This is a genomic window from Deinococcus phoenicis (genome assembly GCF_000599865.1).
Lineage (GTDB): Bacteria > Deinococcota > Deinococci > Deinococcales > Deinococcaceae > Deinococcus > Deinococcus phoenicis.
In genome coordinates this window covers 54,415-66,232 of record NZ_JHAC01000005.1, presented here as the reverse complement: position 1 = coordinate 66,232, position 11,818 = coordinate 54,415, and the positions used below count along the sequence as shown (strand labels likewise).

Annotated in this window: 9 protein-coding genes; 2 read left to right on the top strand and 7 right to left on the bottom strand. The window is 68.6% G+C overall.

Annotated features, from left to right (window positions below; all coding sequences use genetic code 11):
- Positions 1–20: 20 nt before the first annotated feature.
- The 4 genes from DEIPH_RS02040 to DEIPH_RS02025 all read right to left on the bottom strand — a co-directional run bounded on the left by DEIPH_RS02040 (position 21) and on the right by DEIPH_RS02025 (position 4,909).
- Complete coding sequence (locus tag DEIPH_RS02040; protein ID WP_034353001.1) at positions 21–1,340, bottom strand: ABC transporter substrate-binding protein; 1,320 nt, start codon at positions 1,338–1,340, stop codon at positions 21–23.
- 211 nt (positions 1,341–1,551) lie between these two features.
- Positions 1,552–2,631, bottom strand: coding sequence for a galactokinase (gene galK / locus DEIPH_RS02035; RefSeq protein ID WP_034352998.1), 1,080 nt, complete (start codon positions 2,629–2,631; stop codon positions 1,552–1,554).
- The gene (gene galT / locus DEIPH_RS02030; protein ID WP_034352994.1) at positions 2,624–3,703 is read right to left on the bottom strand and encodes a galactose-1-phosphate uridylyltransferase; all 1,080 of its coding nucleotides are present in this window, start codon (positions 3,701–3,703) and stop codon (positions 2,624–2,626) included. Before galT ends, galK begins: the two co-directional genes overlap by 8 nt.
- Before the next feature lie 159 nt (positions 3,704–3,862).
- Positions 3,863–4,909, bottom strand: a complete 1,047-nt coding sequence (locus tag DEIPH_RS02025) for a GGDEF domain-containing protein (protein WP_034352991.1) — start codon at positions 4,907–4,909, stop codon at positions 3,863–3,865.
- A gap of 464 nt (positions 4,910–5,373) precedes the next feature.
- Between DEIPH_RS02025 and DEIPH_RS02020 the strand changes: the two genes are divergently transcribed.
- Positions 5,374–6,033, top strand: a complete 660-nt coding sequence (locus DEIPH_RS02020; RefSeq protein WP_152544739.1) for a hypothetical protein — start codon at positions 5,374–5,376, stop codon at positions 6,031–6,033.
- Positions 6,034–6,105: 72 nt separating this feature from the next.
- Here the strand turns inward: DEIPH_RS02020 and DEIPH_RS02015 are convergent, their stop codons facing one another.
- The 3 genes from DEIPH_RS02015 to DEIPH_RS02005 all read right to left on the bottom strand — a co-directional run bounded on the left by DEIPH_RS02015 (position 6,106) and on the right by DEIPH_RS02005 (position 10,466).
- Positions 6,106–7,653 (bottom strand): glycerol-3-phosphate dehydrogenase/oxidase, encoded by a 1,548-nt coding sequence (locus tag DEIPH_RS02015; protein WP_034352984.1) that lies wholly within the window; start codon positions 7,651–7,653, stop codon positions 6,106–6,108.
- A gap of 355 nt (positions 7,654–8,008) precedes the next feature.
- A complete protein-coding gene (glpK, locus tag DEIPH_RS02010) occupies positions 8,009–9,517 on the bottom strand; it encodes a glycerol kinase GlpK (RefSeq protein ID WP_034352980.1) in 1,509 nt (502 codons plus the stop codon).
- A 124-nt stretch (positions 9,518–9,641) separates the two neighbouring features.
- On the bottom strand, positions 9,642–10,466 hold the full coding sequence (locus DEIPH_RS02005; protein ID WP_034352978.1) for an MIP/aquaporin family protein: 825 nt from the start codon (positions 10,464–10,466) through the stop codon (positions 9,642–9,644).
- Between the two features lie 247 nt (positions 10,467–10,713).
- Here DEIPH_RS02005 and DEIPH_RS02000 point away from each other — a divergent pair, with 247 nt between their 5' ends.
- Positions 10,714–11,703, top strand: coding sequence for a sugar-binding transcriptional regulator (locus DEIPH_RS02000; protein WP_034353047.1), 990 nt, complete (start codon positions 10,714–10,716; stop codon positions 11,701–11,703).
- Positions 11,704–11,818: the final 115 nt, after the last annotated feature.

Genomic DNA, 11,818 nt, shown 5'->3' with positions numbered 1-11,818 from the left:
GGGCCGCCCGCCGGGCAGGTTTACCGGAAGTTCTTGCGGGCCTGCTCGATCTGCTTGTTCGACTCGCGCACGCCGTCGTTCAGGGCCTGCGTGACGGTCTTCTTGCCCAGGTAGGCGGCTTCCCACGCCTGATCGAAGGGGGCCATCACCTGTCCTACCCAGGGGTAGCCGCTGGTGGCGTACACGCTGTTCAGGCGGTCGAAGATGCCGCTGATGGCGGCCTTCTCGAACTGCGGGTTCTTCGCCACGGCGGGCTGGGTCGGCAGGCTGCCGGTACTCGTCCAGGTGAGGTTCTGCGCGGGTTGCGACAGCCACGACATGAAGACCAGCGCGGCCCTGCGCTTGTTGGCGTCGTACCCCGCGCGCTGTTTGGGCAGGGTGAGGTGGCTGGAGCCGCCCCAGGCCGCATCCCGCACGTTGCCGCCCACGCGCGGCAGGAAGGTCACGCCGAAATTCATCTTCTGCCCCTCGAAGCGGTCGAGGTACCACTGCCCACTGGGGAAAAAGCAGACCTTGCCCTGGCTGAAGGCGGCCAGCTCGGCTTCCTCGGTGCTGTTGGGACGCGCCACATGCTGCTTTTGCACCAGATCGACCAGAAACTGCACGGCACTGACCGCCTGCGGCGAGTTGAAGGCGGCGTTCTGGTTCTTGTCCACCATCGCCCCGCCGTTTTGCAGGATGGCCGCGTAGGCCGCCCGCGAGCCGACCCAGTTGTTGTAGAGGCTCACGCCCCAGGTGTCCAGGTTCTTGGGATCGAACCCGGCCTGCGTAGCGGTCTTGCCGCTCTTGTCCACCGTGCATTTCTGCGCGGCGGCCAGGAACTCGGCACGGGTGCGGGGGGGCTTGGCTGGGTCCAGCCCGACCTTTTTCATCAGGTCCTTGTTGTAGAACATCACGTAGGCGACGCTCGACACCGGCACGCCATACGACTGCCCCTGGTAGTCCGCCGTGGCGAACAGCGGGCCGAAAAAGCGGCTCCTGTCGATGCCCGCCGCCTTCATCTCGGCGGGGGTCAGGGGCGAGACGGCCCCGCGCGCGATGAAGCCGGTGATCTGATCCTCGTTGATGACGGTCACATCGGGCGCTTTGCCCGAGGCCACCAGCGAGGGAAGCTGCTGCCAGGTGGTCGCCCAGGGCTGCGCCTGCGCGCGCACCTGGATGTTGGGGTGCGTGTCGTTGAACTTCTTGATCAGCCCTTCCATGACGGGCCGGTCGGGGCCGGTAAAGCCGTGCAGGAACGTGAGGGTGACGTTCGGGCCACTGTACGTCTGGGCGCTCGCGGTGCCGAGGGCCAGCAGGGCCAGCAGCGCCGTGCGGCGGGGGGAAGTGGTTCGGGCCATGACGATGAACCTCCTGGGGAAGCGTGACCACCCGGCACAAGAGGTCAAAGGACAGGGCCGGGTGAAGCTGGGCCTGGGCGCGCCTTACTGTATGTTCATCCGGCAGCCTACACCCCCCCCAGAAGGGCGTCAATTTGATTTGAAGAAGGTCAAGGGACTCTGAGGAATGGACGGAAACCCCGTTCCTGACGCCTCTCCTCGTTCTGGCTGGTTACCGGGTGTGGGAAGAAGTGCCAGGCTCCGGCACCACCTGCTGCCCTTCCGGGCCGTACTGCGCCAGCACGTCTCCGGCCACCTGCGCCGCTGCTCCGCTGTGCGTCAGGGCCACCACGGCCCCGCCGAATCCCGCGCCCGTCATGCGCGCGCCGTACACGCGCGGGTGCGCCTGGAGCAACGCCACCAGCTCATCCACGCGCGGCACCGTCACCTCGTAGTCGTCCCGCAGGCTGGTGTGCGAGGCGTTCATCAGCTCGCCGAAGAGGGGAGCCGGGGCGTCCAGGGCGCGCAGCACGCGGGCGTTCTCGCTCACCACGTGGCGGGCGCGGCGCAACAGCAGCTCGGGCAGAGCGCCCAGCGCCGCCACGTCCGGCACATCCCGCAATTCGGGCACCCCCAGCCGGCGCGCGGCTTCCTCCACCTCGCCGCGCCGGGTGTTGTAGCCGCTCCCGGCCAGACGGCGGGGCACCCCGCTGTCCAGCACCAGCACCTCGCCGCCCGCCGGAAGGGGTACCTTGCGCCGCTCCAGCGTCCGCGTGTCCAGAAACAGCATGTGTTCGGTGTCCGCCAGACTGCTCGCCATCTGGTCCATGATCCCGCTCTTCACGCCCACGAACTCGTGTTCGACCCGCTGCCCCGTCAGGGCTAGGTCCACGTCGGTCAGCGGCAGGGCATACACTTCCCGCAGCGCGCGCAGGGCGGCGATTTCCAGCGCCGCGCTGCTCGACAGGCCGCCGGAGGGCACGTCCGAGGTGATCCACACGTCCAGCGCGTCCCCGACCCCCGTGAGGGCGATGCAGCCGGTCACGTAGGGCGCAAAGTCCGTGCCCGTCTCGCCCAGGGGCACCTCCAGCCGCTGCCCGAAGTTGACGGAGTAGAGGTGGTGGGTGTCCCCGCCATTCCGGCCCAGGGCCACCACCGTGTGTTGCGGAATCGCGCTGGGGAGCACGAAGCCGCCCTGGTAGTCGGTGTGTTCACCCAGCAGGTTCACCCGGCCCGGAGCCTGCGCCGTCACCTCGGGCGGGCGGCCGAACACCTCCTCGAAGGTCGGCGGGCGGGCGGGTCCCTCAGTCATGCTTCACCTCCCGCAGCTCGGCGGCCTTCTGTTCGGGTAGCGCGTCGTTCACGAATTCGCCCGCGCCCTGCTCGGTCCCGGCGAGGTACTTCATGCGGCCCGGCGCGCGCAGGTAAGGCGAGATCTCGATCCGCAGCGGCCATTCGGGATAAGCCTGCCCGTCGACGGGGGCCTGCTGCACCGTCAGCAGGTAGGGCATCCGCACGCCGAACAGGGCGTCCAGCCGCATCAAGGCGTCCTTGAGGACGGCGGCCAGCGCGTCCCGCTCGCTGTCCTCCAGTTCGGACAGCCGGCTGACGGCGCGGGTCGGCAGCACCCACAGCTCGTACGTGAAACGTGCGAAGGGCGGCACCACGCTCAGCGCCTGCCCCTCGTCGCGCACCACCCGCACGCCGGCCTCGCGCTCCTGGCGGACGAAGTCTTCCAGCCAGGGCCGGCCGTGTTCCGCGTGATACGCCCGCATCTGCGTCAGCGCCCGCTGCTGCACGGGGGGGAGGTGGTCGTAGGCGTAGATCTGGCCGTGGGGGTGGTTCAGGGTCACGCCCACTTCCACGCCCCGGTTCTCGAAGGGCAGCACGTACTGGAGGCGGGGATCGCGGCCCAGTTCCGCTGTGCGGTCGGCCCACACGTCCAGCAGCAGGCGCACCTGTTCTGCGGGCAGGCCCCCCAGCGTCCCGTTCGGGTTCTGGCTGAAGACCACCACCTCGCACTTGCCGGTGCCAGGCCGCGCCGCCACGCCGGGCACGGGGTCCGGCGGGGGCGCGTCCAGCGTCAGGCTGGGAAAGCGGTTGTCGAACACCGCCATGTCGTAGCGCCCCTGTGGCAGCTCGGTGGGATGCTCGGGGTCGTGGGTGGGCGCCAGCGGGTTGTATTCGGGTGGGGGCAGAAAGGTGCGGTTCAGGCGGTGCGCGGCGTACATGACCCACTCGCCGCGCAGCGGGTGCCAGCGCATCTGCGGGCGGGCCTCCACGGCCTCGCCGGGGGCGGGAATAGGACTGCTCACCTCGACAGGGGTCCGCCCATAGAGGGTGAGGGCGCGGCCGTCCGGTTTCACAAACTCCGACTTGTACACGATGCTCCAGTCCTGCCAGGGGAAAGAGGAATGCCTGGAATGACCCGCAAAGACCGCCCGGGGGTCCGGGCAGGCACCCGGCCGGGTCAACCTCCGCCCAGCATAAAGGCCCGGTTCAGCGTGTGCGCTGATGGCCAGCAGCAGGGAGCGGCTGGCCCCTTATCTGCGGGAGGAGGCGGTGGGCGGGGAGAGACGTTTCTTGTGTCCGTACATGGCCTGGTCGGCCCGCGAGAGCCAGGCGCCGGGTGTTTCCCCACTTCGCCGGCAGGCCGCTCCCACACTGGCCCCGGCCAGGGGATACACCTCGCGGACTTCACGTGTCACGTCCCGGACCACCTGCGCGGCGAGGTCCGGCCCGGCTCCTTCCAGCAGCAGGGCGAACTCGTCCCCACTGAGGCGGTAGGCCCGGCCCCCCGGTTTCACGGTCTGGGCAAAGCCCACCGCGAAGCGCCGCAGCAGATCGTCACCCGCCGCGTGTCCCAGCGTGTCGTTGACCTGCTTCAGGCCGTCTATGTCGATCAGCGCCAGCAGCTGCCCGGACGGTTCGTTCTGAACGGCCAGGGCCAGGTCGCGTTCCAGTGCCCGCCGGTTATACAGCTCGGTCAAGGGATCGCGGTGGGCCAGTTCATGCAGTGCCCGCGCCCGGGCCTGTTCCTGAGCGAGCTGATCGCGCGCTTGGCTGAACGACCGCAGCACCAGGATCAGTACGCCATGCGAGCACAGCAGCGTGATCGGCAGCGTCACGCCGTCGAAGGCCCCCTGCCAGCCGAGCGACTTCCAGCTGTGCGGCAGTGCCGTGACCACGAACGCCCCCAGCGTCAGGCAGGCCCGGCGGGTGGCGACCCCGGGAGGCCGCTGCACGAAGAAGAACACGTAGAGGGTGGTCGTGTGCAGGACCACGGTCAGGAGGGTCATGCGCGTGGCCGGATGGGTGGGCAGGGCGTACAGGGCACAGACCCAGACCGTGAGCAGGAGCAGCGCGTAGACACCCGGAGCGCGGGCCAGCAGGGCAGGCCGCCAGCGCGCCGGGCCGAACAGGGCCAGCAGGTCGAACACCACGAAGGCCGCCACCAGGGCCAGGTAAACCGGCGCGGCGACTCGCAGGCCGATGAGGAGGATCATGGCGGTCACGGCCGCCAGCAGGGGCACCCGCAGAATGAAGTGTTGCGGATCGGCCTGCTGGAGGTGGGCACAGGGCGCGCACATCAGGGGTGGCCCTGCGTGACAGAGGCCGTGACAGCGGAGGAGAACAGGCCGTCTGGCATAGGCTTCAGAACAGGCACGAAACCGCAGCGTGCGTGGGATTCGGAAAGCCTCTCGGTGCCTTTCTGAAGGCCCTGGCACATCTGGACGCCCCGGCAAAGACGCCTGGGGGCACACACAACAGCGCGCCGGAAGCCCAGAGCCTCCCCGGCGGTGCAGTCGGTGTGTCCATTGCCAAAACTGTAAAAATCAAGGAATCACAGCTTCCTCACACTTCAGGGCGGGCCGTCCGACGTGAAGAGGGGGCAAGTGAGGCCACCCTCTCCTGGACGGCTTCTGGCGTGCAGCCTTCCCCGCAGCTCTCCCACTGGGGGTGGGGTCGCCCGGCTCTCCGGGGCACACCCGCGCGCCGGGGCGGGCTGGTCACGGCGGCGAAACAGGTCGGGGGTCGGCTATGCTCCCCAACCGTGAACGTCTCTCGTTTTCGGGTCTTGCTGGCCGGTCTGATGCTCTGCACGCTGCCTGGCCCGCCGGTGTCCTCGGCGCAGGTGGCCGCCCCGCTGATCCTGGAAGTGCGGGAGCGCGATCATCGTCTGAGCGACCTGCAACCCACGGCGCAGCTTGAGTTTCGTGCCTCCAGGGGAACGAGGGTCCTGCACGGTCTGGCGCTGAAGGTCGAAAGCCTCTCGCCTGAACTGGAACTTACGCCGGAGGGCCGGGCCACGCTGCGGCGCGATGTCCGGCATGTCCGCCTGCACCTCACGGGCGGCGGGGTGAGCGTGGTCAGGGAACTCAGCCCGGTCCTGCATCACCCCGCAACCCTCCTGATTCCTGAGGCCCAGGTGGCCTCCTTTGGTCTGGGCCGCTACGACGTGGCCGGCGAGTACCACGTCAAGCTCAGGCGTCCGTTGCCCGGGGTGAAGCTGGGGCGGCCTGTCCTCGTGCGGGGCTACGAACTGAGGGTCACGGCCCTGGGCGAGAAGCGGCTGTCCTTCCTGGCCTCTGTCAGCGAGGCCGGGATCAAAGCCTATGACCCCCATCCACAGGTGGCCTCCTGGCCCCGGCCTGACCCCCGCCTTCACGAGAATGAAGGCTGGTCCCTCCTGCGGGGAGGGAGGATCAGGTAAGGTGCCGGGGGCGGCAGCCCGGCGGGGAACCCGGGCCGCGCGGGTCCAGGTTCCCCCTTCAGCGCCGGTCGCTCAGAGCAGGTAGCCCTGGGCCAGCTCCCGGTAGGTCTGGGCCTGCGCCTGTGCCCAGGCCGCGTCCCTGCCGAGTTCCTCCGCGAGAATGGCCGCGACGCGCGGGGCAATCTCGCTGCTGGCGCGGGCGTTCAGCAGCAGCGCGCGGGTGCGCCGGGCCAGCAGGTCCTCGACCGTGCGCGCCTCCTCGAAGCGGATCCCCCAGCGCAGTTCGGCCTCGGTATACGGCAACTCCGGATGCAGCCGGATATCCGCGCCGGGCAGCGCCTGGATGCGCTCCGCGTCGGTGCCGTAGACCTTCCAGTGATCCTCGCGTCCTTCTTCCGACCAGCCGTGCAGGTGCAGTCCCGGCGTGATGGTCAGGCGTTCGGGCAGATCCGTCAGGCGCTCGGCGCGGGTCACGGTGTCCTCGCCCATGCGGCGGTAGGTGGTCCACTTGCCGCCCGTCAGGGTAATCAGGCCGCCGGGCGACACCACGATGGTGTGGTCGCGGCTGATCTCCTTGGTGTCCGCACCCTCGGCGGGCTTGACCAGGGGCCGCAGCCCCGCGTAGGTACTCAGCACGTCCGCGCGGGTGGGGGCGGGGTCCATATAGCGCCCGGCGGTGTTCAGGATGAACTCGATCTCCTCTTCCAGCGGGCGCGGCTCGAAGCTGGTGCCGGGGACCGGCGTGTCGGTCGTGCCGATCACCACGTGGTCGTGCCAGGGCACCGCGAACAGCACGCGCCCGTCGTCGGTGCGCGGGATCATGATGGCGCTGTCGCCGGGCAGGAACCGCCGGTCCACCACAATGTGCGCGCCCTGGCTGGGCGAGAGCATCGGCTTGGCGGCGGGGTCGTCCATCCGCCGCAGATCGTCCACCCAGACGCCGGTCGCGTTCACCACCGCGCGCGCGCGGACCTCGTGTTCCTGGCCCGTCTCGGCGTCCCGGAAGCGGGCACCCACGACCCGGCCCCCTTCCTTGAGCAGCCCCACGACCGGCGCGTAGTTCAGGGCCACGCCACCGTGATCCTCCAGCGTCCGCAGCAGCGTGATGGCGAGGCGGGCATCGTCGAACTGGCCGTCAAAGTACAGGATGCCGCCCATCAGCCCTTCCGGCTGAAGCGTCGGGGTGCGTTCCAGCGCCGCTTCCTTGCTGAGGTACTTGCTGCTCCCCAGGTTGAGTTTGCCTGCCAGGATGTCGTAGAGCTTCAGCCCGATCCCGTAGAACGGCCCGGCCCACCAGTCGTAGGCGGGCACCACGAAGCCCAGGTCATGCACGAGGTGCGGCGCGTTTTTCCGCAGCAGGCCTCGTTCGTGCAACGCCTCACGCACCAGGCTGATGTTGCCCTGGGCCAGGTACCGCACGCCCCCGTGAACGAGTTTGGTCGAGCGGCTGCTGGTGCCCTTGGCATAGTCGTGGCCTTCGAGCAGCAGCGTGCGGTGGCCGCGTGTGGCCGCTTCCACGGCGGTCCCCAGGCCCGAGGCTCCCCCTCCGATCACGAGAACGTCCCAGGGTTCGGGCGAGGTGGCGGCAGCCAGGGTGGCGGGGCGGGGATCTTGAGGCATGGGAGGTCCTTTCGGGGAGAGGAGGAAAACCGTTTGAACAGATGTTCGCACAGAATGAACGCCTGTTCAGCGGGAAGGCACACGGTTCAATTCAGGCACCCTCGATGAAGGTGGGCGGTCAGGACTGGGGGAAGGCAGACGCGCCCGGACGAGTACGGCTCCGGGCGCGTCTGGGAAAGGGGAAAGCGCCTAGAGCATTTGTCCGAATTACACCGTTGGAGGGAAAGCGCCTCCAACGGTTCCATTCTCCCAAATGCCCTCCCTATTGCACTCGCTGTCTTGGGCAGAACGGACGCCCTTGAGGACGCCTGCCCGCCCGCTCGGTCAAAAAGAAGGTCTCTTTTTGACAAATGCTCTAAGCCTCCGCCCCTTCGGCCTCCTCCCAGGCGCGGCTGCGTTCCACGGCCTTGCGCCAGCGGTTCATCCGGCGTTCGCGCTCGTCCGCCGACATCTGCGGCTCGAAGATGCGGTCCACCTGCCACTGCCGGGTGATTTCCTCCGGCCCGGCCCAGTACCCCACCGCCAGCCCGGCGAGGTAGGCGGCCCCCAGCGCGGTCGTCTCGGTGATCTTGGGGCGCACGACGGGCACGCCCAGGATGTCGGCCTGGAACTGCATCATCAGGTTGTTGTTGCTCGCGCCGCCGTCCACCCGCAGTTCCTTGAGGGGCGCGCCGCTGTCCTGCTGCATGGCCGTGAGCAGCTCGGCCGATTGGTACGCGATGGATTCCAGCGCCGCGCGGGCAATGTGCGCGCTGGTGGTGCCGCGCGTCAGGCCCACCATGGTGCCGCGCGCGTAGCTGTCCCAGTACGGCGCACCCAGCCCCACGAAGGCGGGCACCAGAAACACCCCCTCCGACGAGTCCACACTGGTCGCCAGCGCCTCGACCTCGCTGCTGGAGCGGATGATGCCCAGGCCGTCGCGCAGCCACTGCACCACCGCCCCCGCCACGAACACGCTGCCTTCGAGCGCGTAGGTGCGCTGGTCGTGCAGCTGCCAGGCCACGGTGGTCAGCAGCTTGTTGCCGCTGGGCACCGCCTCCTGGGCCGTGTTCATCAGCATGAAGCAGCCGGTGCCATAGGTGTTTTTCGCCATGCCCCGTTCCAGGCAGGCCTGTCCGAAGGTCGCCGCCTGCTGGTCCCCGGCGATGCCCGCGATCCTCACGCGGCTGCCGAGCAGGCCCTCGGCGGTTTCGCCGTAGACCTCGCTGCTGTTGCGGACTTCCGGCAGGACGGCGCGCGGCACGTCCAGCAGGCGCAGCAGTTCGTCGTCCCATTCGCCGGTGTGGATGTTGTAGAGCAGCGTGCGGCTGGCGTTGGTCGCGTCGGTGATGTGCAGCGCCCCGCCGGTCAGGTTGTAGACCAGCCACGAGTCGATGGTGCCGAAGGCCAGTTCGCCCCGCTCGGCCCGTTCGCGCGCGCCCTCCACGTTGTCGAGCAGCCACCGGACCTTGGTGCCGCTGAAATAGGCGTCGATAATCAGCCCGGTTTTCTGCTGAAAGGTCGCCTCCAGGCCCTGCGCCCGCAACTGGTCGCAAAAGCCGGCGGTGCGGCGGTCCTGCCAGACAATCGCGTGGTGAATGGGCTGGCCCGTCTTGCGGTCCCACATCACGACCGTCTCGCGCTGGTTGGTGATGCCGATGGCGGCGATGTCGCCCGCCCGCAGCCCCGCCCGGGTGATGGCCTCCTGCGCCACGCCGCTCTGGGTGCTCCAGATTTCCGCGGCGTCGTGTTCCACCCAGCCGGGCTTCGGAAAGTACTGCCTGAACTCCTTCTGGGCCACGGAGCGGATGTTGCCGCCCTGGTCGAACACGATGGCCCGGCTGCTGGTGGTGCCCTGATCGAGGGCGAGGATGTACTGGGTCATGGGGACTCCTCGGGAGGTCGAACGGTCTGACGGTCCAACCGTCAAACAGCGATAGGCCTTGTTTCTCTGCGGTTGTCGGTCAGACGGTCAGACCTTGAGACAGTTGGACGGCGCGCAGCGCCCCTCAGCGCTGTTCGAGGTTGAAGGCCGGGTCCACGCCCTGCTCGCCGGTCACGGCTTCCCCGGCGCGGGCGAGGGGCCTGCCGATGATGAAGTCGTAGATAAAGGCACCCAGCACCCCGCCCACGATGGGGCCGATGATGGGCACCAGCCAGACGTTGAGGTCCCCGGTGTTCTTGAAGCCTGCCAGCACCGCGAAGATGCGCGGGCCAGCGTCACGGGCGGGGTTGATCGCATACCCGTTCATGCCGCCGAAGCTGATGCCGATGGCCATCACCACAAAGGCCACGGCCAGCCCGCCCCACGCGGCCCCCGCCGGATTGTTCAGCTTGTCGCCAATGGCCAGAATCAGGCCCACCAGCAGCGCGGTGCCGACCACCTGATCGACGAAGCCGGGCCAGAAGCCGGGGACGGCAGGAAAGGTGCTGAAGACCCCGGCGGTGCGGGCCAGCTCGGGGTCAAAGCCGATCCACTTGGCGTGATACACGGCGAACACGATGGCCGCGCCCAGGAACGCCCCGATCATCTGCGCGACGATGTAGGGCAAGACCTTCGACCACGGAAAGCGCCCGGTCGCGGCCAGGGCGATGGTCACGGCGGGATTCAGGTGCGCGCCGCTGATCGTGCCCGCGATAAAGATGCCCATCAGCACCGCGAAGCCCCACCCCAGCGTGACGTTGACGTAGCCGCCCTTCACGATCTCGCCGGGAATCACCGGGTTGGTGCTGGCGAAGATCGTCACCATCGCCACCACCCCCACCCCGAAGAGGATCAGGACCATCGTGCCGAGCAGCTCCGCCATGAACTCCTGACCTACGGTAAATTTCATACTCCCCCTTTTGGTGCGGCCTGTGCTGCCCTGCGGGAGCCGAGGGGCCGGGCCGGCCGGCTTGCCTCCCGGCGGTGGCAGCTTCCTGGGGTCCAGCACCGGTCTGCACCGAATTGTCGGTTCGCTTATCTTCCGCAGCCGCTGAACATTTGTCAAGTAGAAGCGAACAAGTGTTCACGGTCCAAAGTTTTCGGTTATGGGGGGAGCGCGCCTGCCCCGCGTGGCCTTCCCGCCTTATCCTGGGGCCGTGACCGATGCCGTGAGCGACGATCAATCCGCGCAGGCCGTCCAGGTGGCCCGGCTGTACTACCACCAGGGCCTGACCACCGACGCCATCGCGCGGGAACTGTGCCTGTCGCGGCCCAAGGTCAGCCGCCTGCTGACGCTGGCGCGGCGCACCGGTCTGGTCGAGATCCGCATCCATGACCCGCAGGCCCACCCGCAGAGCCTGGAGGCTCGGTTGCAGACCCGCTACCCTTTCCTGCGCGCCCACGTGGTCAGCGTTCCGGCGGGCAGCCCCGAAGACGCCTGGCTCGAACGTGTGGCGATTGCCACCGCCAGCCTGCTGGGCAGCGTCCTGCGGCCCGGGCAGACGGTCGGTCTGGCCTGGGGAAACACGCTGGACGCCGTGTCGCGTGCCCTCCAGCCCCGGCGCATCAGCAACCTGGACTTCGTGCAGCTCAACGGCAGCGCCAGTGCGCTCGACTTCATGAGCGGCTTCGTCACCGATACCATCACCCGCTTTGCCCGCAATTACGCGGGGCGCGCGCACCTGTTTCCCGTCCCGACCTTTTTCGACGACCCCGCCACCAAGCGGGCGATGTGGCGCGAACGCAGCGTGCGGCACGTGCTGGACCTCCAGGCCCGCGCCGACGTGCTGCTCTACTCGGTGGGCAGCCGCGACGCCCACCGCCCCAGCCACGTGTACGTCTCGGGCGCGCTCGACCCGGCGGACCTGGCCCAGCTTGACGCCGAGGGGGTGGTGGGCGACATCGCCACCGTGTTCTACCGCGCCGACGGCAGCTACGGCTCGGTGCCCCTGAATGCCCGCGCCAGCGGCCCCAGTCTGGACCTGATGCAGCAGGCCCCACACGCCATCTGTATCGCCAGCGGCCTGGGCAAGGTCGCGGCCCTGCGCGCCGCCCTGGCCGGCCGCCTGATGAACACGCTCGTCACCGACGAGATCACGGCCCGGACGCTGCTGCTCCCCGCAGGACAGGACCCGGACGACGCCTAGTACAGCGTCAAGCGATCAAAGCAGGGTGGCTACTTGAACGATGAGAACGCATCCGCTGTCCCAAACGACCTCTAGCAATTTGTTTCTCATCATCCGGCTCCCAGAAAATCGGCTG

Bases quoted from the DNA above. Each gene is read 5' to 3' on its own strand.
- DEIPH_RS02040 (WP_034353001.1), bottom strand. From the start codon at position 1,340: ATGGCCCGAACCACTTCCCCCCGCCGCACGGCGCTGCTGGCCCTGCTG.
- galK (WP_034352998.1), bottom strand. From the start codon at position 2,631: ATGACTGAGGGACCCGCCCGCCCGCCGACCTTCGAGGAGGTGTTCGGC.
- DEIPH_RS02025 (WP_034352991.1), bottom strand. From the start codon at position 4,909: ATGTGCGCGCCCTGTGCCCACCTCCAGCAGGCCGATCCGCAACACTTC.
- DEIPH_RS02015 (WP_034352984.1), bottom strand. From the start codon at position 7,653: ATGCCTCAAGATCCCCGCCCCGCCACCCTGGCTGCCGCCACCTCGCCC.
- glpK (WP_034352980.1), bottom strand. From the start codon at position 9,517: ATGACCCAGTACATCCTCGCCCTCGATCAGGGCACCACCAGCAGCCGG.
- DEIPH_RS02005 (WP_034352978.1), bottom strand. From the start codon at position 10,466: ATGAAATTTACCGTAGGTCAGGAGTTCATGGCGGAGCTGCTCGGCACG.